Below are 22,356 nucleotides of genomic sequence, written 5' to 3' on the forward strand. Positions count from 1 at the left end.
ATCACTGGCGTCGCGTTTATTTCTTGAAAATCGGCTTGCCAAGTGCGAGGTTGCTGGGCGCGATGGTGACGAGCTTGCCGTCCTGCCATTGCATGACATAGAACGTGGAGGCGTTGTTCTGCCCGTCTTCGCCAAAGTCGAAGCCCCAGCCGTTGGCCGTCTGGCCGGCCGGCTTCTTGTAGGCCAGCACGGCGGCGCGGATCTTGTCCTTGTCGGTGGACTTGGCGTTGCCGATGGCTTCGAAGAAGGCCTTGGCGCCCACGTAGTTCGTCAGGCTGTGGCCGGACTGCGGGTCGCTCTTGTAGGTGGCTTTGTAGGCTTCCAGGAATTTGTCCAGGCCCGGCGCGCCCGCCGGATTGATGGACGATTGGGGGAAGTCCAGATCGAACACGCCGTTCATGTCCGCGCCCACGGCCTTGGCCGTATCGGCCAACGAATAGCCGCCGCCCGCGCCGATCACGACCTTGGGCTTGAAGCCCGCGGCGCGCGCCTGGCTGAAGTACAGGATGGCGTCATTCTGATAAGCCGTTTGCAGGACGACGTCGACCTTGGCGCCCTTCAAACGCAGGATGAGCGAAGACAGGTCCACCGTCTTGGCCGAATACGGCAGCACTTCGGCCACGGTATAGCCCAGTTCCTGCGCGCGCTTTTTCTCGGTGGCGGCCACGTCGGTGCCATAAGGCCCGTCTTCGTGGATGATGCCGATCTTGATGTCCTTGGGGTTCAAGCCCATGCCGGGGCCGATGGAGTCATGCAGCGCATTGACGACAGACACGCCGTACAGCGCCGTATTGGGATTGCTGCGGAAGAGGTATTTGTAGCCGCGCGTGGTGATCTTGTGGGCGGTGGCGCCCAGCTCGAAGTAGGGCACCCCGGCCAATTCGGTCACGGGCGAGGCCGCATAGGAAATACCCGAGGCGTAGCTGCCGAACACGCCCACCACGTTGGCCGAAATCAGGCGCTTGGTTTCCGACACCGCCTGCGTCGGATCGACCGCGTCCGCCTTGACGATCTCGATCTTCTCTCCGTTGATGCCGCCGGCGGCGTTGATCTCGTTGACGGCCAGCTCCAGGCCGCGATAGCTCTCTTGTCCCAGGAGCGCAAGCGCGCCGCTGAACGGGAAGAGAGCGCCCACTTTCATGTCGGCCGCTGCGGTGCCGCTTGCCAGTACGCCGCACACGCCCAGCGCCAAAATAATTTTGTTGAACTTGAACACTGTCTACGCTCCTTTGTCGGTATGGGATGCGGACTGTTTTGAGTGTTGTCCGTCTTTTTTAAATATATGATATATGCGCCGGTCAGGTACAAAAACCCCGAATTGGATTCTAGTGGGGGCCGCAGCATGCCGAATCGGGGAATTCCCTAAAGCCGCATGAATAAAGCCTTAGCGGCCGATAGATGGGAAATCGACCGCAATATTCCGTCAGACGGAAGGCGTCGTGCAAGGGGTTGAGGCGGCGGATGAAAGCGCGGAAAAATTCGTGCTGAGTGATATATCGTATATCATCATCAGCGTGCTTTTCCATAAAAACCAGGAGACAACAGCATGTTCGAGGAAGTCGATTTCGCCGGAAAGCGGGTGTTGATTACCGCCGGCGCCGATGGTCTGGGCCTGGAGATGGCCAAGGTGTTCCGCCATGCCGGCGCGACGGTATTCGTGTGCGACGTGAACGAGGCGAGGGTGGCCGCGATACCGGCCGAACTGCCCGGCGTGCAAGCCATGGTCGCCGACGTTTCCGACGAGGACAGCGTGGGCGCGCTCTTTGCCGCCGTCAAGCAGAAATTGGGCGGACTGGACATCCTCATCAACAACGCTGGCGTCGCGGGCCCGACGGGCTACGTCGAAACCTTGTCCAAGGCTGACTGGGACCGCACGCTGGCCGTCAACATCACCGGCCAGTTTCTTTGCGCGCGCCAGGCCATCCCGCATCTGAAGGAATCCAAGGCTGGCGTGATGATCAACCTGTCCTCCGCCGCCGGCCATCTGGGCTTTGCCGGGCGTTCGGTGTATTCGGCGTCCAAGTGGGCGGTGATCGGCTTCACCAAATCATTGGCTATCGAGCTGGGTCCGCATGGCATCCGGGTGAACGCGATCCTGCCGGGCGCGGTGGAAGGGCCGCGCATCCGCGCCGTCATCGCCGCCAAGGCCGACACGCTGGGCAGGCCCGTGCAGGAGATCGCCGCGCAGTACGAAAACCAGGCGGTGCTGGGGCGCATGGTCACCGCGCGCGACATCGCCAACATGGTGCTGTTCAATGCCAGCGAGGCCGCCCGCAGTGTGACGGGGCAAGCCATCGTGGTGGACGGCTTCACGCAGAAGCTCTATTGATGGGCGCCGTTAACGTCTCCCGCGCCGCCCGCGCCGCCGCGCCTTGCGCCGCGATCATCGGCACCGGCCTGATCGGCCAGGGCTGGGCCATCGTGTTCGCCCGCATGGGTTGGCAGGTGCGCCTGCACGATGTCAACGCGGCCATGCTGGCCGAAGCCCGCGCGCTGATCTTGCAGCAGTTGCACGCCTTGCAGGCTGAAGGCTTGTTGACCGACGCCGACGCCATCATCGAACGCGTGTATGTGGCAAAGAGCCTGGCCGATGCGGTCAAGGGCGCGTGCTACATCCAGGAAAATTCTCCCGAGAAGGTCGAGATCAAGCGGGCCCTGTTCCTGGAGCTGGATGCGGCGGCGGAACCGGATGCCGTCATCGGCAGTTCGACGTCCAGCATCCCGGCCAGCGAGTTCACCGAGCATCTGCCGGGCCGGCATCGCTGCCTGGTGGCGCATCCCGTCAACCCGCCGTATCTGATCCCGGTCGTTGAACTATGCCCGGCGCCGTGGACCAGCCCCGAGGCGCTCGAAGCCGCCAGCAAGGTCATGACGGCCATCGGCCAGAAGCCGGTGCGGCTGCGCCGCGAAATCGAAGGCTTCATCCTGAACCGCCTGCAAGGGGCCTTGCTGCATGAGGCCTTCCGATTGGCCAAGGCCGGCATCGCCAGCGCCGAGGACATCGACACCACGGTCAAGGACGGGCTGGGCCTGCGGTGGTCGTTCATGGGGCCGTTTGAAACCATCGACCTGAATGCGCCCGGTGGCATTGCCGATTACTGCGCGCGCTATGGCGGGCTGTATCAATCCATCGGCGCGGAGCAGACCGAATGCGTGCCCTGGGACGCGCCGCTGGTCGATGCGCTGGCCGACGAACGCCGCGGCTTGCTGCCGCAACAGGACCTGGCTGCGCGCCGCTTCTGGCGCGATGAAAAACTGATGCGCTTGATGCGCCACAAACAACAGGACGGAGACAACAATGGCTAAACCGAAACAGAAAGTCGTCATCACCTGCGCCGTGACGGGCGCGATCCACACGCCCAGCATGTCGCCGCACCTGCCGGTTACGGCGGACGAGATCGCCGAAGCCGCCATCGGCGCGGCCAAGGCGGGCGCGGCGGTGCTGCACCTGCATGCACGCGATCCGCAAACGGGCAAGCCGTCGCAAGACCCCGCGCTGTTCAAGCCGTTCCTGGAACGCATCAAGAACGAGACGGACGCCATCATCAACATCACGACGGGCGGCAGTCCTCACATGACGGTCGAGGAACGCATGCGCCCGGCCACGACGTTCCAGCCGGAGCTGGCGTCGCTGAACATGGGGTCGATGAACTTTGGCCTGTTCCCGATGCTGGATCGTTTCAAGGACTTCAAGTACGACTGGGAACGCGAGCATCTGGAGAACAGCCGGTCGCTGATCTTTCGCAATACCTATCAGGACATCGAATCGATTCTGACGCTGGGCAACGCCAACGGCACGCGCTTTGAATTCGAGTGCTACGACATCAGCCATCTGTACAACCTGGCGCATTTCGTCGATCGCGGCCTGGTCCAGTCGCCGCCGTTCATCCAGTCGGTATTCGGCATCCTGGGCGGCATCGGGCCGCATCCGGAAGACCTGATGCACATGAAGCGCACGGCCGACCGGTTGTTCGGCAATGACTACGAGTGGTCGATATTGGGCGCCGGGCGCAATCAGATGCCCTTGGCCACCATCGGCGCGGCGATGGGTTCGAACGTGCGGGTGGGGCTGGAAGATTCGCTGTGGATCGGACCGGGCCAATTGGCCGAGTCGAACCGCTCGCAGGTCGAGCGCATCCGCACCGTCGTTGAAGCGCTGAACCTGGACGTGGCCACGCCCGACGAGGCGCGCGCCAAGCTTGGCTTGAAGGGTCGCGACAACGTGGCGTTCTGATTGGCAGGCGCGCCGCGCCCGCCGTGCTCAGGCGTGGCGGCGCAGCGCGTCGGCCAGCGTGGCCACGTCCAGCGGACGATCGAAGTTGGCGGCGTGGCGGGCCTTCAGGCTCAGCTCGGCCGCCAGCGTCAGATCGGCATCGCTGGGCATGTCGGCCGCGCCCAGCTCGCGCAACGTGGTCGGCAGGCCGACCTGCGCGTACCACTGCGTCAAGTCCGCCAGCATGCCGTCGTTGCGCTGTTCCAGATCGAGCTGCACCAGCAGGCCGACCGCGACCTGCAAGCCATGCAGCGCGGTGGCCACGCCGCCGATCTTGGGCAGCCCGCGCGTCAAGGCGTGGGCGATGGACAGGCCGCCGCTTTCAAAACCGAGACCGCTCATGAGGATCATCGCTTCCACCACGCGCTCGAATGCGGGCGTGGGCTGGCCGGTGCCAGCCGCCGCCACGGCGTCCACGCCGTCGGCCAGCAGCGTGCGCAAGCAGCCGTCTGCGATCAGCTGGGCGGTCAAAAGCGGCGCGCCGTCGTACATGTTCTTGCCGCCGTTGCGCTGGCATTGTTCCGCTTCGAATTTTTTCGATATGGCGTCGCCCAGGCCCGCGCGGAAGAAATGCACGGGTGCGGTGGCGATGATGGCGGTGTCGACCAGCACGATGGTGGGGTTGAACAGCATGTGTTCCACCGCCAGGAGCTGATGATGCGCGTCGTACAGCACGTAGTTCTTGCTGGTGGGCGCATCGTTGGATGCCACGGTCGGCACCGTGATCAGATGGCAGTGCGACGACTTGGCCACGGCTTTGCCCGCGTCCAGCGACTTGCCGCCGCCCACCGCGATCACCATGTCGATGCCGGCTGCCCGGGCTTGCGCGCGCAGCGCCTCGATCAGTTCGGGCGTCAGGTCGCCGTCCACGATCAGCGGCGTCAGCGCCACGTCGTGTTCGGCGCACAGGCTGTCGATTCTTGGCCCCAGCACGCCGTGCACATAGCGGTCGATGACCAGCGCGGCGCGGCGGCCGAACAATGCGGCGTATTGGCCCAGGGCGTCAAGCGCGCCCGCGCCTTGTATGTAGCGGCACGGCGCGCCAAAAATCTTCAGCATGAAGTCTTCCTATTTGCGGGGCACGGGAGGGCGGTAGTCGAGCTCTTTTTCGCGTTCGACCAACCAGTCGATCATGATCTTGCCGCCCCAGACCAGGTCGGCCTGGATGGCGCTGCGCGCGGCTTCGGAGTCGCGCGCTTCAAGGGCTTCGAGTACGGCTTCGTGGCGGTGTTCGTTTTCGGAATAGTCCAGCCCGGCGGTCTTGATGTGGAACACCTTGAGGATCGGGCCGGTGATGACCCAGAACGATTCGACGGTGCTGCGCAGGATGGGCTTGTTGCTGGCTTCCAGGATGGCGAAGTGGAACTTGCGGTTCAGGTAGCTGGCGCGCTTGGGATCGGTGGACGTGCAGGAAATGAAATCCTTCTGCAGGGCGACCAGGTTATCCAGCTGCTTGCGCGTGATGTTCTGCGCGGCCTCGGCCGCGCCCATGCCTTCCAGATGAAAACGGATCTGCTGGATTTCCCGCAATTTTTCCGAGTTCACATAAGGAACATAGACGGCCGTCGCCGCCTGCATTTCCAGGCCCTGTTCGCTGATGAGACGGAAGATGGCTTCGCGCACGGGCGTGATCGATACGCCCATCTCTTGAGCCAGTTCGCCAATGATCAGGCGTTCGCCGGGTTCGTACTGCCCGTTGATCAGGGCATTGCGGATTTCGTTGTAGACCCTGACGGAGAGGTTCTCTTTCTTTACCGGTTTGAGGCTGGGCATGACGTTTCGGGCTTGCTGTATGAGGGGAACGGGTGAATCCGGGATGAATTCTAGCCCGCCATAGCCAATCCGAGCACAATGGGTATATTATATATCATATATCCTAACGAAGAAAGGACGCGCCATGCGCCATCACCAGGAGGCCCCCACCCAGGGGGAGGTCGAGATGCTGCGGGAGAAGGCCCGCCACATCCGGCTGGAGACAATCCGATTGATCGAAATTGCGAAGGTCGGGCATTACAGCTCGGTGTTTTCCTGCGCCGAGATCTTTGCGTCGCTGTACTACGACGTGATGCGGCTGAGGCCCGGAGAGCCGCAATGGCCTGATCGCGACCGCTTCCTGATGGGCAAGGGCCACGCCGCCGTCGGCCTGTTTCCGGTGCTGGCCGACCACGGCTTCATCGACCGCGCGCTGCTGGACGACTACACCCGCCTGGGCAGCCCGTTGGGCGACCATCCCGACATGAGCAAAGTGCCCGGCGTCGATTTCAGTTCGGGTTCGATCGGGCATGCGCTGTCCAACGGCGTCGGCATGGCGCTGGGCGGCCGCATGAACCGCCGCGACTTCAACGTCTTCGTGATGCTGGGCGACGGTGAAATGCAGGAAGGCCAGGTCTGGGAAGCGGCGTTGTTCGCGGCGCACAACCGGCTGTCGCGCCTGATCGCCATCATCGACCGCAACGGCTATCAGCTGGACGGCAAGGTGGACGACGTGGTGGGCGTGGAATCGCTCAAGGAAAAATGGCAGGCCTTCGGCTGGGACGTTCACGAGGTCGATGGCCACAACCTGCACGAGCTGACCGCGCTGTTGCGGCGGCTGCGCGCGGACGACGCGCGCGACAAGCCGGCCTGCGTGATCGCCAAGACGATCAAGGGCAAGGGCGTGTCCTACATGGAGACCGAACCCGGATGGCACCTGGGCTATCTGGCGCCGCAAGACGCGCAAAGCGCCGTCGACGAAATTCTTTCCCGCGAGATCTGAATGGCACAGGCACAAGTTCTTTCCCCTGAATCCTGGCAGTACCGCGCGCTGAACGCGGTGAACCCCGGGCTGTCCTACCTTTCCGACGCGCTGATCGAGCTGGCCCAGGCAGGGCATCCGGTCGTGGCCGGATCGGCAGACTTGCAGTATTCCAACGGCCTGAACCGTTTCGCTACCGCCTATCCCGACCGCTATATCCAGTTCGGCATTTCCGAGCAGAACATGGTGTCGGCCGCGGCCGGGCTGGCCACCACCGGCATGATGCCTTTCGTGGCCACCTTCGCTTCCTTCCTGGGCCTGCTGTGCTGCGAACAGATACGCATGGACGTGGCGTACACCCGGCTGCCCGTGCGCCTGATTGGCCATCACACCGGCATCAGCCTGGGGTTCTACGGCACCTCGCACCACGCCACCGAAGACATCTCCACGATGCGCGCGCTGGCGGGGCTGACCGTGGTTTCGCCTGCCGACGGCCCGCAACTGGCCGCCGCCATCAAGGCGTCGGTGCATTGGCCCGAACCGATCTACTTCCGCATCGGCCGTGGCCGCGACCCGCAGGTCTATGAAGACGGCGCGCCGTTCGAATTTGGCCGCGCCATCGTGCATTCCACCGGGTCCGACCTGAACATCATTGCCTGCGGCATCACCTTGCACGCCGCGCTCGCGGCCGCCGAGCAATTGCGCGAAGACGGCCTGTCGGTCGGTGTGATCGACATGCCCACCATCAAGCCCCTGGACCGCGACGCTGTGCTGGCCGCCGCGGGCCACGCGCGCCGGATGATGACCGTGGAAGAGCACAATGTGCTCGGTGGGCTGGGATCGGCCGTCGCTGAAGTGCTGGCCGACGCCGGCACCGGCACCCGTTTGCGCCGCCACGGCATTTACGATGAGTACAGCCTGATCGCGCCGCCCACGACGCTGTACGCGCACTACAAGCTGGACGCGGCCGGTATCGGCGCCGTTGCGCGCGACGTGATCGCATCCTGAACTGACACCTGACTACGGAGACCCCATGAAGGAAATCACCGGCAATACCCGCCTGTTCGGCATCCTGGCCGACCCCATCCATCACGTGAAGACGCCGCAGCGCATGAACGAACTGTTCGACCAGCTGGGCTATGACGGGGTCTGCGTGCCGTTGCACACACGCCCCGACAATCTGGCCGCCGTCGTGCAAGGGCTGCGCAGCCTTGAGAACCTGGGTGGCGTCATCGTCACCATGCCGCACAAGACCGCCATCCTGGATCTGGTGGACGAGGTGACGCCGGTGGCGCGCAAGATCGGCGCGGCCAACGTCGTGCGCCGCGACGCCGACGGCAAGCTCACCGCGCACATGCTCGACGGCGAAGGGTTCGTGCGCGGACTCCAGACCGCGGGCGTGGACCTGCGCGGCAAGAGCGCCTATCTGGCGGGCGCGGGTGGCGCGGCCAATGCCATCGGCTTTGCATTGGTGCAGGCCGGCGTGTCGCGCCTGACCATCGCCAACCGCACGCCGGCCAAGGCCGAGGACCTGAAGGCGCGCATCCTGTCGCTGCATCCCGAGGCGAATATCGCCATCGGCACGCCCGACCCCTCTGGCCACGACCTGGTGGTCAACGGGACCTCGCTGGGCATGAAGGAAGGCGACGCGCTGCCCCTGGATACCGAGCGCCTGACGCCCGACCAACTGGTCTGCGAAGTCATCATGCAACCCAAGGACACCGCGCTGCTGCTGGCGGCGCAGGCCAAGGGCTGCAAGGTGCATTACGGCGCGCCGATGCTGGTGTGCCAGATTGCATTGATGGCCGAAATGCTGGGCGTGACGCCCGCGCGCTGAGGTTGGCAAAAGACATCAGGACGGGATGTAGAACGATGGGCGATTACGATTTCATTATTGCGGGCGGCGGCACGGCGGGCTGCATTCTGGCCAACCGACTCAGCGCCGACGGCAAGCACCGCGTCCTGATGCTGGAAGCGGGCCACGAAGCCCGCAGCATGTGGATCTCGATTCCGGCGGGCTTCTCCAAGCTGTTGGTCAATCCCGACTACAACTGGCGCTTCGCCACCGAGCCCGAAGACAACGTCTATGGCCGGACCATCGCCGTGCCGCGCGGCAAGGGCGTGGGCGGCTCCACGCTGATCAACGGCATGATCTATGTGCGCGGCCAGCCCCAGGATTACGACGGCTGGGAAGCGGCGGGCGCGACCGGCTGGGGCTATGCCCAGGCCGAACGGGTGTTCCGCAAGATCGAGCATTACGAGCCGGGCGGCCCGACGCGTGGCAAAGCAGGCCCCATGCACCTGGAAGAAGTGGCCGAACGCTTCCCGGTGTCCGACGCTTTCCTGCGCGCCGCCCAGGAAGATGGCCAGCCCCTGAACCCCGACTACAACAGCGGCGAGCAGGAAGGCGTGGGCCACTACCAGGTGCTTCAGCATCGGGGCCGGCGCTGGAGCGTGGTGGACGGTTATCTGAAGCCGGCCGCCGCGCGCAAGAACCTGCGCGTCGAATGTGGCGCGCACGTGACGCGGCTGGTGTTCGAGGGCAAGCGCTGCGTGGGCGTCGCCTATCGCAAGAACGGTCAGGAGCACACGGTGCGCGCCGCGCGCGAGACCCTGTTGTGCATGGGCGCGGTGCAGTCACCGCAGCTGCTGGAACTATCCGGTATCGGCAACCCGTCCTTGCTGAAATCGTTCAACATCCCGATGGTGCACGCGCAGCCGCAAGTGGGAGAAAACTACATCGACCACTTCGCCACGCGGATGAACTGGCGGGTGAAGAACACGGTGACCCTGAACGAGATGTCGCGGGGCTGGCGGCTGGCGCAGCAGGTGGCGCGCTATTACACGCGCCATGCCGGCATCCTGACGCTGGGCACGGGGCTGGTCCACGGCTTTGTCAAAAGCGCGCCCGACCTGCCCGCGCCCGACGTGCAGTTTTTCTTCGTGCATGCCAGCTACGCGAATGCCGCCGAACGCATCCTTGACCGGCATCCCGGCATGACCATCGGCGTGGCGCAATTGCGTCCGGAATCGGTCGGCACGATCCACATCAAATCGCCGGACCCCTTGGCCGGCCCGTCGATCCGCCCCAACTTCCTGTCGGCGCAGATCGATCGGGACAGTCTCGTGGGCGGCATGAAGGCCGCGCGGCGCATCGTCGGGCAGCCGGCGATGCAACACTATGTCGAGGCCGAAGTCAGCCCGGGCGACGGCGTCCAGAGCGACGAGCAATGGCTGGACTTCGCGCGCCGCAACGGGCAGACCATCTATCACCCGATCGGCACTTGCCGCATGGGCGCGGACGCGGCCGCCGTGACGGATGTGCGGCTGCGCGTGAACGGCGTGACGGGGCTGCGCGTCGTCGATGCGTCGGTCATGCCCAAGATGGTCTCCGGCAACACGCAGGCCGCCGTGATGATGGTGGCCGAGCGCGGCGCGGAATTGATCCTGGAAGACGCCGCTAGGGCTTGATTCGCACGCAGGCGCGTGCTGGCAGGCACACGCAAGCAGGCCCACGCAAGCAGGCGCGCGCGGCATCGTTGCCCCGCGCGCCTGTCTTGCGCCATGATCAGCGGATCAGGAAGCCCGCGCCGACCGGATCGTTGCGATCGATGACCCAGCGGGCGGTGCCCAGGATGCTGGCCGTGCCCTTGACCGTCGGGCGCACCGCGCGCGTGCCGTTCAGGTCCACTTCACCCAGCAGGCAGCCTTCGAACGTGCCGCTGCCCAGCAGGCCTTCCGATTTGATTGGTTGGTTCAAGCCCATTTTTCCGCGCGCCTCGAACATGGCCATCATCGCGCTGGTGCCGGTGCCGCCGGGCGAGCGGTCCAATTGGCCGGCGCTGAACACGTGCACGTTCTTGTAGAACGCGCCTTCGATGGTGGGTTGGTGCCAGAACGTGATGAAGTTCAGATTGTTGATGTGCGCTTCGGTCGGGTGCTGGATGCGGTGGCGCGCATTGAGCTGATCGCGCACGATCAGGCCCATGCGAGACAGTTCGGTGCCGTTGTCCGGCGAGATCCGCAGATCGCAGCCCGACAGGTCGACGATGCCGAAGTAGTTGCCGCCCCAGACGATGTCGGCCGACAGCTTGCCGTACCCCGGCAGCTCCACCGGGATGTCCTGCGCGGCGACGTAGGCCGGCACGTTTTCAAAGCGCGTCCACAGCACGTTGTCGCCTTCGGACGCGACTTCGGACACCACCAGGCCCGCCGTGGTTTCAAAGCGGATCTTGGTGATGCCGTCCTTGCCGCGCGCGACCAGGCCATTGGCCACCATCGCCATGCTGACCGCGATGGTGCCGTGGCCGCACATGTGCGAATACTCGGTGCCGTCGATGTAGATCAGGCCGGCGTCGAATTCCGGGCTGGACGGCGGCGTGAGGAACACGCCGAACATGTCCTTGTGGCCGCGCGGCTCGCGCATCAGCGCCTGGCGCAACCAGTCGTAGTTCTGTTCCAGGAAAGCCCGCTTCTCCAGGATGGTGGAGCCGGCGGGGTAGGGGATGCCGCTATGCACGATGCACAGGGGCTCGCCTTCGGTATGGGTATAGATGACATCGAACGCGTCTTGCTTGCGCATGACTGTAGCTCCAGACTAAGTAGGATGAATGGGAAAAACGGAAGTAGGGAAACTTATTTGCCGCGTTCGGACAGCATGTCCAGGCCGACGGTCAAATCCAGGATGACGATAGCGATCACCGCAACCACGATCGTGGCGCCCGATACGGCTGCGATGGTCGGATCGATCGTGTACTGCACGTAATTGAAAAGTTTGACGGGTATGGTGTTCAGGTCCGCCGTGGTGTTGAAAATGGACAGCTCCACGTTGATCCATGACGAGATGAACGCGAAGATGGAACCGGTGACGATGCCGGGGCGAATCTGCGGCAGCACCACCAGGAAAAACGTGGTCCAGGGGTTGGCGCCCAGGTCCGCAGATGCTTCTTCCAGCGCGCGCTGCTCGGGCGTCAGCAGCGTCAACGTCGAGCGCAACACGAACGGCGCGATGATGACGATGTGCCCGATCAAGAGCGACAGGAAGCTGCGCGTCAGCCCGAAGTACGCGCCGTATTGCAGCAGGGCCGCGCCCAGCACGATGTGCGGCAATACCAGCGGCGACATCAGCACCGAGGTCATCGCCGCCTTGCCTGGAAACTCATAGCGGGCCAGGGCCAGCGCGGCCGGCACGGTCAGCAGCACCGCCGCCACCGTCGCCGCCAACGCCAGCACCGTGCTGGTGGTGAACGCGGCCAGGTAGCCCGCTTCGACCAGCAAGGTGCGATACCAGTCCAGCGTCCAGCCTTGCGGCGGAAACGCCAGGTACGGCGTGGCCGTGAACGATGAGCCCATGATGACGACCAGCGGCAGCGCAAGGTATGCCAGCACGGCCAGTGCGATCAGGCGGATCAGGTGGCGGGCGATCATCGCGCGGCTCCCGGCAAGGTGGCGGCGCGGTTGGCCAGCGCCACCAGGATCAAGGTGAATACCAGCAGCACCATGCTCAATGCGCCGCCGTAATGAAAGTCGAAGACCGAGCTGTATTGCTGGAAGATCAGCATCGACAGCACCGATATACGTCCGCCCGACAACAGCGCCGGCGTGACGTAGGCGCTGACCGCCAGCGTGAAGACGATGATGGCGCCGGACACCACGCCGGGCAGCGTCAGCGGCCAGGTGATGTGCAGGAAGGTGGCGGCGGGGCTGGCGCCCAGATCGGCCGACGCGTGTTCGCAAGCCGGGTCCACGCGCGCCAGCGCATTGCCCACCGCCAGCACCACGAACGGCAGCAGCACGTAGACCATGCCGATCAGGATGCCCAGCTCGGTGCCGATGAACCGCACAGGCCGATCCGCCGCGCCCATGCCCACCAGCGCCTGGTTGACCAGTCCGTTGCGGCCCAGCAGCACCATCCAGCCGAAGGCGCGCACGATATTGCTGGTGAACAGCGGCACCACCAGCAGGATCACGCAAAAGCGCCGCCACGCCTGCCAGCGCACGACGCGCACCAGATACCAAGCCAGCGGGTAGCCCAGGATCACGCAAACGATCGTCGTGAAAAACGCCAGTCGGAAGGTCGTCAGGATGACGTCCCAGTGATACTGATCCGCCAGCACGCGCAGGTACTGCTGCGCGGTCAAGGTCACGCTGGCGCCGTCGGAGCTGCCGGTGGCGGACGTGATGCTGGCCAGCGCGACCACCGCCAACGGCGCCAGGAAGAACGCCGCGAAGAACAGCACCGGCGCGGCCAGCAACAGGCCGGGTGAGAGCCAGGCGCGGCGGTTCATCGCTGCTCACCGATCAGGTGCAGGTGTTCCGGCGCGAAGGCCAGGCTGACCGTCACGCCCGGACGCAGGCCCGACGGCGCGATGCCGCCGTGGCGCGCCACGACCGTCTGCCCGCCAACGTTGACGTGGATCATGCTGTGGCTGCCCACGTTGATCACGTCGGCCACCACGCCCGTCAGCGCGCAGTCGGCCTGTCCGTCGGCCAGGCGCAGGTCTTCGGGGCGCAGCACCGCCACGCCACGCGCGGGCGCGGCCTGTCCAACCAGCGGTACGAGCATGCCTTGCGCGTCCAGCCGCAGCATGTGCTGGTCCACGGCCGTGTACGCCATGAAGTTTGCATCGCCGATGAATTCCGCCACGAAGCGGGTGGCGGGCTGCCGGTAGATGTCCGTGCCCGCGCCCACCTGCTCGATGCGGCCGGCATGCATGACGACGACGCGGTCCGCCATCGTCATGGCTTCTTCCTGGTCATGCGTGACGAAAATGAACGCAATGCCCAGCTTGGCCTGCAAGTGTTTGAGCTCCAGCTGCATGCGCTTGCGCAGCTTCAAATCCAGCGCGGACAGCGGCTCGTCCAGCAACAGCAGCTTTGGTTGATTGACGATGGCGCGCGCCAGCGCCACGCGCTGCTGCTGGCCGCCCGACATTTCGCGGGGATAGCGCGGGCCGAAGTCAGCCAGCCCCACCATGTCCAGCGCGGCGCGGGCGCGATCCGCCGCGTCGGCCTTGGACGCGCCTTGGCGACGCGGTCCGTAGGCCACGTTCTGCAGCACGGTCATGTGCGGAAACAGCGCGTAGTTCTGGAACACCGTGTTCAAGGGGCGATGGTGCGCGGCCAGGCGGCTGATGTCCTGGCCGTCGATCAGGATGCGGCCGGATTCCGGCGTCAGGAAGCCGGCGATCGAGCGCAGCAGCGTGGTCTTGCCGCAGCCGCTGGGTCCCAGCAGGGCGACGAATTCCCCCTGCTGGATGTCCAGGTCGATGTGGTCCAGCGCCTGGTAGGCGCCAAAGCGCATCGACACGCCTTCGATGGTGAGCAAAGCAGACATGTGCGACCCCGGCCTAGCGCTTGCGGGCGACCTGGCGGTTCCACGCGTCGGTCACTTCCGCGCGGCGGCTGTTGATGAGGTTCCAGTCGAAGAGGCTGAGGTTCTTGACCGAGCCTTCGGCGCCCCATGGGAGCTTGCGGGCCACGTCCGGCGACACCTGCACGTCCTTGACGGCCGGGCCCAGGTACAGGCGAGTCGCCAGGCACGCGGCGGCGTCGGGCGTCAGCGCGGTGTCGATGAACTTCCTGGCGGCGGCCGCGTTGGGGCCGCCCTTGACCAGGTGCAGGCGCGCGTCGGTCGTCCAGGCGCCTTCCTTGGGCACCGCGAAGCCGATAGGCAGGCCCTTGTCGATCAGGTCCCATGCGCCCACGTTGAAGTGCGCGCCGATGATGGCTTCGCCGCTTTGGTAGGCGTTGCTGGCCGCGCCCGAGCTGTCAAAGAACAGCGCCGTGTCCAGCGAGGCGAGCTTGGCGTAGAGCGGCGCCAGGTTGGACGGGTCGATCGCCCAGACGCGCGCCAGGAAGAATACGAAGGGCACGCCGGAGGAATTCGCGGGCGAGGGCACGGCTACCGCGCCGGCGTACTCGGGCTTCCACAAGTCTTTCCAGCTGGTCGGGGCCTGCGGCACTTCCTTGGTGTTGTAGGTGATGCCCAGCGAGTAATAGCCCGTGCTCACGGCGTAGGCCGCGTCGCCGTTGCGATAGACGCCCTGGTCAATGACGTTTTTCATGTTGGGGATGGCGGCCGGGTCCAGCGTGTCCAGCACGCCGGCCTGCGCCGCCAGTTCGCTGATGCCGCCGTCCATCCACGCCACGTCGATCGTGGGGGCGTTCTTTTGCTGTTGCAGCTTGGCGAGCGTCGTCGTGGACGTGCCGACTTCCGGCACGACCTTGACGCCCGTGGCCTTGGTGTAGGGCTCGGCGACGCAAGTCCGAAACGCGTCGCCCCAGTTGCCGCCGTACCAGGCGACGGTGATCTTCTGTTCCTGCGCGCCGACCGGCCCGGCCAACATCAGGCCGGCGCCCATCAAGGCGGCGGCCCCTGCGCTGCGAGTAAGTGTTGCCATTATGGATTCCCCTTGTCGATTTGTTGGCGTGTCGTCCAAGTCTGAGGCATTGATGCGCTTGCAGACATCGCCATAGGTGCATCTTGGGCGATGCGCGGGAAAACGAGCTTGAAGGCTCGGGTCAAAAACTTGAATAATTGCGTCATGAAACCCGCCGACAACCCCACCGATGCGTCGTCCTCCTATGAGGGGCCCGACGATGCGCTGCCTCGGGAAAAACCCGCACTGAACGTCGGCATCGTGTTGATGGACCAGTTCACGCTGGCTGCTTTCGCCGGCTTGGTGGACGTGCTGCGCCTGGCGGGTGACCACGGCGGACGCAGCCGGCAGATCCACACGTCCTGGCGCGTCATGAGCTGGGACGGCAAGCCGCGCCGCGCAAGCGCCGGGCTGACGATCGACGTAGCCGACGGCCTGCCCGCCGACCCCGCCGAATTCGACTACGTGGCCGTCTGCGGCGGCAATGACTACATCAACGGCCGCATGCCTGACGTGCTGCGCGATTGGCTGCGGCTGGCGGCGGCGCGGCGCGTGCGCCTGCTGGGCATCTGCACGGGCACCTTCGCACTGGCCCAGGCCGATGTGGTCGGCCCGCGCACCGTCTGCGTGCACTGGAACGTGCTGGACGCCTTCCGTGAACGCTTCCCCGACACGCGCGCGGTGGTGGACCGGCTGTTCGTGGACGAAGGCGATTTGATTTCATGCGCCGGCTCCACGGCGGCCATCGACCTGGCGTTGTATCTGGTGGCGCGGCATTGCGGCCGGGACAAGGCGCAGCAGGCCATGCGGCACATGATGTTGCAAGGCGTGCGCCCGGGGAAGGTGCCGCAGGCGCATTTCCGCACCGATCTGTCCGGCATCCAGGACCTGCGCGTGCGCCAGGCCGCGCACTTCATCGAACAGCGCATTGATAATCCGCCGCCGCTGGATGCCATTGCCCGCTATGTCGGCGTGGGACGCCGGCAACTGGAACGCGCATTCCGGCTGGCGACGGGCAAATCCCCGATGGCGTTCCAGCGGCAGCTGCGATTGGAATATGGAAGCTGGTTGTTGCTGAATAATCCTTGCAGCATCACGCAGATTGCGTTGGACTGCGGGTTCGCGGACGGTGCGCATTTTTCCCGCGATTTTCGCGCGCACTTTGGATTGTCCCCGCGTCAGTATCAACAGGCCCAAGGCCTGCAAACCCAAGGGCAAGAAGGCAGCGTTGAGGGTTTGCCTGCCTGAGCCCGCCCCCGCAAGGAGACGGCATGACCTATGACCTTTGGTATTGGGAATCCATACCCGGACGCGGTGAATTCGTCCGCCTGGCGCTTGAGGCCGGAGGTATTCCCTACCGGGAGCGGGCGCGCGAGCCGGGCGCCTCTGATGATGCGTTGATTGCCGACATGCGTGCCGAGCGTGCGCATCCGCCATTCGCGCCGCCGTACCTGGTGGCGGACGAGATGACGTTGGGGCAAACCGCGAACATTCTGCTTTTTCTGGGGGAAAAGCACGGCCTGGCGCCCGATTCCCTTGAAGGCCGTTTGTGGGTCAACCAATTGCAGCTGACCATCGCCGACATGGTGACCGAGGCGCACGATACCCACCATCCCGTTTCATCGAGCGATTATTACGAAGACCAAAAAGGCGAGGCCGCGCGCCGCGCCCGCAGCTTCCGCGAAGAACGCATTCCAAAATTCCTGTCTTATTTCGAACGCGTGCTGGCCGGCACGTCGGCCTGGTTGGCGGACGGCGAGCGTTGGACTTACGTGGATCTTTCGCTTTTTCATCTGGTGGACGGGCTGCTGTATGCGTTTCCGAAGCGCATGGGCACGGTGGCCTCGCATTATCCGAACGTGATGGCGTTGCATGCCCGAGTGGCGGCGCTGCCGGAATTGCAGCCGTATTTTTCCAGCGGCAGGCGCCTGCCCTTCGGCGAATGCATATTCCGCCAGTATCGAGAGCTGGATGCGCCGTGATGGGAGGGTAGCGATGGCGGCGCGGGCGACGCTCTGTAAATGCAGCAGTTTTCGCCCTTAACGACTGACAAGCCGCTTAAGTTAAATGACATTCCAGAATTATTTTTATAAGAGATGGATGTCTTTTTCCTGATCAAGAATTATTAACGATAGGGCCGGTTCCACGCGTGGGGCCGGCTTTTTTCATTATCGAGAATGTGGCTGCCCGGTAACGCGGGTGACACCGGGTTAACACGGATATAACTAATCCCTGGTTAATCCGTCGGCCACGGATTTTTTTGCGCGACACACTTCAAAAGGTTGAGAAACGTACATTTATAGGATTAATATTTTCGACTAGATACATTCTGAACGGTTTATCGTTTTGTCCAGGTTTCGTCGCCGCTGGGGCGGCGGGCAAACGGAGTAGTGCATGCGGCGCGGCGTGCATTATTCAGGCCAAGTTGGGACGCGCCAGTCGGTACGGGTTTGAAAGTTACCTTTCGGTCATCGTCAGCACGTCGTCCCATCCTGGCAGGAGAAGCCACATGCAATGGATCACACTAGGCCGGTTGTTCGGAGCGAATCGCGGCATGCAGAAGGCAGAACTGTATGGCCAGATATCGGCCATTCATAAAGCCCAGGCCGTCATCGAATTCGATTTGCAGGGCCACGTGCTCATGGCGAATCAGAATTTCCTGGACACGATGGGTTATACGCTGGACGAAATCCTGGGCCAGCATCACGGCTTGTTCGTGGATCCTGAAGAACGCGAGTCCGCCGAGTACGGGGCCTTTTGGTACAAGCTGGGCCAGGGCGCCTACGACGCCGGGCGCTATCGCCGCGTGAAGAAGAACGGCGACGACGTCTGGCTGCAAGCGTCCTACAACCCCATCTTCGATAAACGCGGGCGGCCGCTCAAGGTCGTCAAATACGCTACCGACATTACCGACCAGCAACAGCGCCAGGCGGATACCGAAGGGCAGTTGGCGGCGATTTCGAAAGTGCAGGCCATTATCGAATTCGAACTCGATGGCACCATCATCCGCGCCAACGATCTGTTTTTGAAAACGGTGGGCTATCAGGCGTCCGAGGTGGAAGGCAAGCATCACAGTATGTTCGTGCGCCCGGAAGAAGCGCGCGGCGCTGCCTACAAGGACTTCTGGCGCAAGCTGCGCAATGGCCAGTACGACACCGGTCAGTATTTGCGCATCGGCAAGGGCGGCCGCCAGGTCTGGATCGAAGCCAGCTATAACCCGATCTTCGATGCCGAGGGTCGGCCGTTCAAGGTGGTGAAGTTCGCCACCGACATCACCAAGCGATTTACCGCCGCGCAGACCTTGCGCGTCGCCGTCCAGGGCCTGACCGAAAACGCCGAGCGCGCCAGCCAGGCCAACGCCTTGGCGCTGGATGCCAGCAAGGTCGCCGAGCAGGGCGGCAAGACCGTGCAGGGCGTGGTGCACACCATGGGCGCCATTACGGAAAGCTCGCGCCGCATATCGGAAATCATCGGCGTCATGGATGGCATCGCTTTCCAGACCAACATCCTGGCGTTGAACGCGGCGGTCGAGGCGGCCCGCGCCGGCGCGCATGGCAAGGGCTTTGCGGTGGTCGCGGCCGAGGTTCGCAGCCTGGCGCAAAGCAGCGCCGCCGCCGCCAAGGAAATCAAGGGCTTGATCACCACGTCCGTCGAGCAGATCGAAAGCGGCGCGGGGCAGGTGCAGTCGGCCGGCGTCACCATGGAGGACATCGTGTCCTCGTCGCGCCGCGTCACGGAAATCATGGCGGAAGTGGTGAATGTGTCACTGGCGCAGTCGGCCAAGCTGGGCGGCGTGACGCAGGACATCACGCAGATGACGGCTGAAGCCGAACAGACCTTGCGTGCGACGCAGGCAGCCGCGGACGCCGAGGCCGCGCGTTCGGGCCACGCGCCCGTGGCCGTGGTCAGGCCGGTGGCCGCCACCGTGCGCGCGCGTCCCGCGGCAAATTCAACGCTGCCCCCGCCGCCGGTGCTGGAATACGTGCGCTACTGATGCCGTGTGAGTGCGCTATAAAGACGGTTGTCTGAATCCCAGGCCTGGGCCGGAGCATTCCCGCCCAGGTCGATTTTTTTGCGGCCACCGTCCATGACTGAATCCGAAGCCCTGGCTCTTGCCTCGCACCGCCATTACAAAGGCGGTCTTTATCTGTATGTGGGCACGGCCCGCCATTCCGAAACCGAGGAATCGATGGTGGTGTATGAACACCTGTGGCCGCACGAGCGCGGCCTGTGGGTGCGTCCGGCGTCGCTGTTCTTTGGTCAGTTGCCGGATGGGGCGCCCCGCTTTGCGCCCTTGAACGCCGGGGTCCAGACGCCGTGACGTTCTATCAGCGACGCCCACGCACCGGAGCGACGGCTACGCGCGCGAGCGCCAGCAAGACGCAGGCCTCGGCCGCCCTGGCCTCGGCGCTGCAAGCGTTGCGCGGCCCGTTCATCGTGGCCGACTTGGAAACCACCGGCCTTTCCACCGCCACCTGCGAGATCCTGGAATTTGCGGCCGTGCGCGTCGAAACCTGCGGCACCCTGGCGCGCGAATACACGCAAGTCGTGCGAACGGCTGCGCCCGTGCCGTCCTTCATCACCCGGCTGACCGGCATCACACAGGCCGAAGTCGACCGTCACGGCGTGCCGGTGATGCAGGCGTTTTCATCTTTCCTGGAATTTGTCGAAGACCTGCCGGTGTTCTTTCATAACGCCTCTTTCGACCGACGGTTCCTGGGCGCGGCGGCCGATCGTACCGGCATGCCGTTTGCGAACGCCACCCACTGCACGCTGGCGCTGGCGCGGCGCGCCTGGCCTGAATTGCCTTCGCACAAGCTGGATATTCTGGCGCGTCATGTGGGCGCATCGAACCCCACTCACCGGGCGCTGGCCGACGTGCGCACCACCGTTGCCGTGGCCTTGGCGGCCAATGCGCGGCTGGCGCTGGCAGGGCAGGCGTGATGTCGGACCTTGAGCACATCAAGCTGGCGCTGCGCGAATTCAGCCGCGAACGGGATTGGCAGCCCTTTCATTCGCCCAAGAACCTGGCGATGGCTTTGTCGGGGGAAGCCGGCGAGCTGGTGTCGTTGTTTCAGTGGCTGACCGAAGCCGAGTCGCGCGCACTGTCTCCGCAGCGGCGGGAGGACGTGGCCGACGAGATCGCCGACGTGCAGATGTACCTGGTGGCGCTGGCGGATCAGCTAGGCATCGACATCGCCGATGCGGTGGCGCGCAAGATGGAAAAGAACGCCCGGAAATATCCGGCGGACCGATTTGCGGGCAGCGCCCGCAAGTACGACGATCCGCCCGGCCAGGACTGAGCGTCAGATCACCTGCTGTTCGTGATGCACCATCGGCGGCTCGACGAAAAAGCCCGCCACCAGCTTGCGCCATTCCTGAAAGTCGGCGGATTCGCGGAAGTCGACCATATGGTTTTCGACCGTTTCCCACGCCACTACCAAGGTGTAGCGCTGCGGTTGCTCGATGCTGCGGTGCAGTTCCATGCCGTGGCATCCACGGGCGCGCAGGAACAGCGGCTTGGCCTCGGCGACGCCCGCTTCGAACAGCGCTTCCTGGCCTTCCCGAACGTGAATGCTGGCAATTTCCTGGATCATGACGAGTCTCCAATTAAATGGGGCCAGGTAAGGCCTGGCCGGCCGGAGTAGTATGGCTGAAAATTTCTTCGCAGCCCGTACATGAATTCCCGAGCCGTCGTCCTGACTCGTCTTCTTGCCCCTCGCCTGCTGTGGTACGTGGGCATTGGCGTCATCGCCCTCATGGCCTTGTCCCTGCACACGCAATTTGGCGTGGCCGTGCTGCTTTCCGCGATTGCCATCTACATTCCCCTGTCGATGCTGTGCCTGCCGCTGATGGCATGGATCTGCATCGGTCGCGGGCCTCTGCCCAGCGGCGACGAGCCGCTGCCTGCCTGGCCGGCGTGGCTGGCTGCGGCGACGGGCATTGCGCTGTTGGCCAGCTACCATTCGCTGGCCAACCTGGATCTGGCCGAGTGCGGCTTCCTGCTGCTGCTGGTCGGGGGCGACCTTTGGCTGGCGCGCCGCGAAGCGCTGCAATGCTTCGCGCTTGTGCGATTGTCACAAGGCTGACAGTAAGCCTAAAGGTCATCAACGCGTTGGCCCTGCCCGTGCGCGCTAGGCCCCTTGCCCGAGCCGGCCAGGCCGCGCGCCATCCTTACAGCTGAAGCGACGTTCACGCGGGCCGTGCGCGACTGCGACTTTCTTCCGCCATACGCATGGCCTGACGCTTGCCAGCCCGCCATTCGCGCGGTGCGCTACCTGCGTTTGACGCCCTCCACTCAGACACGGTCCCCCGTTTAGCCGATATCGACGAGCCTAGGTCGGAGCAATCATTCCGTACCAATACGAAAGCCCCAAGCCCGATGTTTCTGGCGCCGGGCATGCGTAGCGGTCCGCGCCGGTAGGCCACCGGTACCTGAGCATCCGTATGAAACGGATCAGGAGGAGCTCAAATGAAAAAGCTCGCAGTCGTCGCAGCCCTCTCTTTGTTTGCCGCCTCGGCTTACGCCAGCGGTCCAAACATGCCTTCCGCGTCGATCACCGGCCACGCCGGCACGATCAATGGCACGGCTTCATCCATCTCGAACGGCAGTTCCGTCGTGGCCACCCAGGTCAACGGCTACGGCTCGTCCAGCCAGACCTCGTTTGGCGAAACGGGCGGCGTGGCGCAAGTCGGCGGAACTTTCAATCGGGATGGCACCACCGTGGTGACCAGCACGCGGCAATACGCCACCAGCGAAACCTATGGCCACGTGTCGGGCAACGCCCCGATCATGGTCGGCGACAGCATCGCCAACGGCGGCGCTTCGTTTGGACAGACGGAAACCAAGGCCTCTGCCTCGGGTACCTTCGCGTCCGCCAACATCGGCGCATTCGGGGCGATTGGCGGTGTGGGATCGATGGGTCACGTTGGCGGCTTCAATCGCTGACCCGATTTTCCGGACGGCT

24 protein-coding genes are annotated in these 22,356 nt (G+C 64.3%); 15 read left to right on the forward strand and 9 right to left on the reverse strand.

Annotated elements, in window-relative coordinates:
* Positions 1–16 precede the first annotated feature (16 nt).
* Positions 17–1,216 carry an ABC transporter substrate-binding protein gene (locus API01S_RS17620; RefSeq protein WP_006221005.1) on the reverse strand — a complete coding sequence of 400 codons (1,200 nt, stop codon included), beginning with the start codon at positions 1,214–1,216 and terminating at the stop codon, positions 17–19.
* Between the two features lie 330 nt (positions 1,217–1,546).
* On the opposite strand from API01S_RS17620, the gene API01S_RS17625 reads away from it, so the two are divergent.
* From API01S_RS17625 to API01S_RS17635, 3 genes are read left to right on the forward strand one after another with little or no spacing between them, the layout of a single operon-like run.
* Entirely contained in the window at positions 1,547–2,329 is a 783-nt protein-coding gene (locus tag API01S_RS17625) for an SDR family oxidoreductase (RefSeq protein WP_061305499.1), read from the forward strand.
* On the forward strand, positions 2,329–3,306 hold the full coding sequence (locus tag API01S_RS17630) for a 3-hydroxyacyl-CoA dehydrogenase (protein ID WP_061305501.1): 978 nt from the start codon (positions 2,329–2,331) through the stop codon (positions 3,304–3,306). Before API01S_RS17625 ends, API01S_RS17630 begins: the two co-directional genes overlap by 1 nt.
* Positions 3,299–4,234: a beta-keto acid cleavage family enzyme gene (locus API01S_RS17635; RefSeq protein ID WP_061305503.1), complete on the forward strand. Its 936-nt coding sequence runs from the start codon at positions 3,299–3,301 to the stop codon at positions 4,232–4,234. Before API01S_RS17630 ends, API01S_RS17635 begins: the two co-directional genes overlap by 8 nt.
* A gap of 27 nt (positions 4,235–4,261) precedes the next feature.
* Here the strand turns inward: API01S_RS17635 and API01S_RS17640 are convergent, their stop codons facing one another.
* Positions 4,262–5,332 (reverse strand): glycerol dehydrogenase, encoded by a 1,071-nt coding sequence (locus API01S_RS17640; RefSeq protein ID WP_006221001.1) that lies wholly within the window; start codon positions 5,330–5,332, stop codon positions 4,262–4,264.
* A 9-nt stretch (positions 5,333–5,341) separates the two neighbouring features.
* Complete coding sequence (locus API01S_RS17645; protein WP_006221000.1) at positions 5,342–6,046, reverse strand: GntR family transcriptional regulator; 705 nt, start codon at positions 6,044–6,046, stop codon at positions 5,342–5,344.
* Positions 6,047–6,170: 124 nt separating this feature from the next.
* Between API01S_RS17645 and API01S_RS17650 the strand changes: the two genes are divergently transcribed.
* Genes API01S_RS17650 through API01S_RS17665 form a run of 4 tightly spaced genes read left to right on the forward strand, consistent with a single transcriptional unit; the run spans position 6,171 to position 10,478 of the window.
* Complete coding sequence (locus API01S_RS17650; RefSeq protein WP_061305505.1) at positions 6,171–7,028, forward strand: transketolase; 858 nt, start codon at positions 6,171–6,173, stop codon at positions 7,026–7,028.
* Entirely contained in the window at positions 7,029–8,015 is a 987-nt protein-coding gene (locus tag API01S_RS17655; protein ID WP_050731187.1) for a transketolase family protein, read from the forward strand.
* 25 nt (positions 8,016–8,040) lie between these two features.
* A complete protein-coding gene (locus API01S_RS17660; protein ID WP_061305507.1) occupies positions 8,041–8,844 on the forward strand; it encodes a shikimate dehydrogenase family protein in 804 nt (267 codons plus the stop codon).
* Between the two features lie 35 nt (positions 8,845–8,879).
* On the forward strand, positions 8,880–10,478 hold the full coding sequence (locus API01S_RS17665; protein ID WP_061305509.1) for a GMC family oxidoreductase: 1,599 nt from the start codon (positions 8,880–8,882) through the stop codon (positions 10,476–10,478).
* A gap of 97 nt (positions 10,479–10,575) precedes the next feature.
* On the opposite strand, the gene API01S_RS17670 is transcribed toward API01S_RS17665, so the two are convergent.
* The 5 genes from API01S_RS17670 to API01S_RS17690 are packed head-to-tail and all read right to left on the reverse strand — an operon-like array spanning position 10,576 to position 15,409.
* Complete coding sequence (locus tag API01S_RS17670) at positions 10,576–11,589, reverse strand: proline racemase family protein (protein WP_006227860.1); 1,014 nt, start codon at positions 11,587–11,589, stop codon at positions 10,576–10,578.
* A 53-nt stretch (positions 11,590–11,642) separates the two neighbouring features.
* Positions 11,643–12,434: an ABC transporter permease gene (locus API01S_RS17675; protein WP_061305511.1), complete on the reverse strand. Its 792-nt coding sequence runs from the start codon at positions 12,432–12,434 to the stop codon at positions 11,643–11,645.
* Positions 12,431–13,294, reverse strand: coding sequence for an ABC transporter permease (locus tag API01S_RS17680; protein WP_061305513.1), 864 nt, complete (start codon positions 13,292–13,294; stop codon positions 12,431–12,433). Before API01S_RS17680 ends, API01S_RS17675 begins: the two co-directional genes overlap by 4 nt.
* Complete coding sequence (locus API01S_RS17685; RefSeq protein ID WP_061305515.1) at positions 13,291–14,343, reverse strand: ABC transporter ATP-binding protein; 1,053 nt, start codon at positions 14,341–14,343, stop codon at positions 13,291–13,293. The genes API01S_RS17680 and API01S_RS17685 overlap by 4 nt, the downstream gene beginning before the upstream one ends.
* Before the next feature lie 13 nt (positions 14,344–14,356).
* Positions 14,357–15,409 (reverse strand): ABC transporter substrate-binding protein, encoded by a 1,053-nt coding sequence (locus API01S_RS17690; RefSeq protein ID WP_061305517.1) that lies wholly within the window; start codon positions 15,407–15,409, stop codon positions 14,357–14,359.
* 144 nt (positions 15,410–15,553) lie between these two features.
* Here API01S_RS17690 and API01S_RS17695 point away from each other — a divergent pair, with 144 nt between their 5' ends.
* From API01S_RS17695 to API01S_RS17720, 6 genes are all read left to right on the forward strand, one after another.
* Complete coding sequence (locus API01S_RS17695) at positions 15,554–16,636, forward strand: GlxA family transcriptional regulator (RefSeq protein ID WP_061305518.1); 1,083 nt, start codon at positions 15,554–15,556, stop codon at positions 16,634–16,636.
* A gap of 23 nt (positions 16,637–16,659) precedes the next feature.
* Positions 16,660–17,370: a glutathione S-transferase gene (locus API01S_RS17700; protein WP_061305520.1), complete on the forward strand. Its 711-nt coding sequence runs from the start codon at positions 16,660–16,662 to the stop codon at positions 17,368–17,370.
* A 527-nt stretch (positions 17,371–17,897) separates the two neighbouring features.
* On the forward strand, positions 17,898–19,382 hold the full coding sequence (locus API01S_RS17705) for a methyl-accepting chemotaxis protein (protein ID WP_061305521.1): 1,485 nt from the start codon (positions 17,898–17,900) through the stop codon (positions 19,380–19,382).
* Positions 19,383–19,475: 93 nt separating this feature from the next.
* Positions 19,476–19,709, forward strand: coding sequence for a DUF1653 domain-containing protein (locus tag API01S_RS17710; RefSeq protein ID WP_061305523.1), 234 nt, complete (start codon positions 19,476–19,478; stop codon positions 19,707–19,709).
* A complete protein-coding gene (locus tag API01S_RS17715; protein WP_006220985.1) occupies positions 19,706–20,332 on the forward strand; it encodes a 3'-5' exonuclease in 627 nt (208 codons plus the stop codon). Before API01S_RS17710 ends, API01S_RS17715 begins: the two co-directional genes overlap by 4 nt.
* The gene (locus API01S_RS17720; RefSeq protein ID WP_050731196.1) at positions 20,332–20,691 is read left to right on the forward strand and encodes a nucleotide pyrophosphohydrolase; all 360 of its coding nucleotides are present in this window, start codon (positions 20,332–20,334) and stop codon (positions 20,689–20,691) included. The genes API01S_RS17715 and API01S_RS17720 overlap by 1 nt, the downstream gene beginning before the upstream one ends.
* A gap of 3 nt (positions 20,692–20,694) precedes the next feature.
* Here API01S_RS17720 and API01S_RS17725 read toward each other — a convergent pair whose 3' ends face one another.
* On the reverse strand, positions 20,695–20,985 hold the full coding sequence (locus API01S_RS17725) for an antibiotic biosynthesis monooxygenase family protein (protein WP_006220981.1): 291 nt from the start codon (positions 20,983–20,985) through the stop codon (positions 20,695–20,697).
* Positions 20,986–21,066: 81 nt separating this feature from the next.
* Here API01S_RS17725 and API01S_RS17730 point away from each other — a divergent pair, with 81 nt between their 5' ends.
* Positions 21,067–21,477 carry a hypothetical protein gene (locus tag API01S_RS17730; RefSeq protein WP_061305525.1) on the forward strand — a complete coding sequence of 137 codons (411 nt, stop codon included), beginning with the start codon at positions 21,067–21,069 and terminating at the stop codon, positions 21,475–21,477.
* Between the two features lie 383 nt (positions 21,478–21,860).
* Entirely contained in the window at positions 21,861–22,337 is a 477-nt protein-coding gene (locus API01S_RS17735) for a hypothetical protein (RefSeq protein ID WP_006220979.1), read from the forward strand.
* Positions 22,338–22,356: the final 19 nt, after the last annotated feature.

The organism is Achromobacter piechaudii NBRC 102461, assembly GCF_001571245.1.
Taxonomy (GTDB): domain Bacteria; phylum Pseudomonadota; class Gammaproteobacteria; order Burkholderiales; family Burkholderiaceae_B; genus Achromobacter; species Achromobacter piechaudii.

Coding starts and splice junctions, on each gene's coding strand:
- API01S_RS17625 (WP_061305499.1), top strand. CDS start 1,547: ATGTTCGAGGAAGTCGATTTCGCCGGAAAGCGGGTGTTGATTACCGCC.
- API01S_RS17630 (WP_061305501.1), top strand. CDS start 2,329: ATGGGCGCCGTTAACGTCTCCCGCGCCGCCCGCGCCGCCGCGCCTTGC.
- API01S_RS17635 (WP_061305503.1), top strand. CDS start 3,299: ATGGCTAAACCGAAACAGAAAGTCGTCATCACCTGCGCCGTGACGGGC.
- API01S_RS17640 (WP_006221001.1), bottom strand. CDS start 5,332: ATGCTGAAGATTTTTGGCGCGCCGTGCCGCTACATACAAGGCGCGGGC.
- API01S_RS17645 (WP_006221000.1), bottom strand. CDS start 6,046: ATGCCCAGCCTCAAACCGGTAAAGAAAGAGAACCTCTCCGTCAGGGTC.
- API01S_RS17650 (WP_061305505.1), top strand. CDS start 6,171: ATGCGCCATCACCAGGAGGCCCCCACCCAGGGGGAGGTCGAGATGCTG.
- API01S_RS17655 (WP_050731187.1), top strand. CDS start 7,029: ATGGCACAGGCACAAGTTCTTTCCCCTGAATCCTGGCAGTACCGCGCG.
- API01S_RS17660 (WP_061305507.1), top strand. CDS start 8,041: ATGAAGGAAATCACCGGCAATACCCGCCTGTTCGGCATCCTGGCCGAC.
- API01S_RS17665 (WP_061305509.1), top strand. CDS start 8,880: ATGGGCGATTACGATTTCATTATTGCGGGCGGCGGCACGGCGGGCTGC.
- API01S_RS17670 (WP_006227860.1), bottom strand. CDS start 11,589: ATGCGCAAGCAAGACGCGTTCGATGTCATCTATACCCATACCGAAGGC.
- API01S_RS17675 (WP_061305511.1), bottom strand. CDS start 12,434: ATGATCGCCCGCCACCTGATCCGCCTGATCGCACTGGCCGTGCTGGCA.
- API01S_RS17680 (WP_061305513.1), bottom strand. CDS start 13,294: ATGAACCGCCGCGCCTGGCTCTCACCCGGCCTGTTGCTGGCCGCGCCG.
- API01S_RS17685 (WP_061305515.1), bottom strand. CDS start 14,343: ATGTCTGCTTTGCTCACCATCGAAGGCGTGTCGATGCGCTTTGGCGCC.
- API01S_RS17690 (WP_061305517.1), bottom strand. CDS start 15,409: ATGGCAACACTTACTCGCAGCGCAGGGGCCGCCGCCTTGATGGGCGCC.
- API01S_RS17695 (WP_061305518.1), top strand. CDS start 15,554: ATGAAACCCGCCGACAACCCCACCGATGCGTCGTCCTCCTATGAGGGG.
- API01S_RS17700 (WP_061305520.1), top strand. CDS start 16,660: ATGACCTATGACCTTTGGTATTGGGAATCCATACCCGGACGCGGTGAA.
- API01S_RS17705 (WP_061305521.1), top strand. CDS start 17,898: ATGCAATGGATCACACTAGGCCGGTTGTTCGGAGCGAATCGCGGCATG.
- API01S_RS17710 (WP_061305523.1), top strand. CDS start 19,476: ATGACTGAATCCGAAGCCCTGGCTCTTGCCTCGCACCGCCATTACAAA.
- API01S_RS17720 (WP_050731196.1), top strand. CDS start 20,332: ATGTCGGACCTTGAGCACATCAAGCTGGCGCTGCGCGAATTCAGCCGC.
- API01S_RS17725 (WP_006220981.1), bottom strand. CDS start 20,985: ATGATCCAGGAAATTGCCAGCATTCACGTTCGGGAAGGCCAGGAAGCG.
- API01S_RS17730 (WP_061305525.1), top strand. CDS start 21,067: ATGAATTCCCGAGCCGTCGTCCTGACTCGTCTTCTTGCCCCTCGCCTG.
- API01S_RS17735 (WP_006220979.1), top strand. CDS start 21,861: ATGAAAAAGCTCGCAGTCGTCGCAGCCCTCTCTTTGTTTGCCGCCTCG.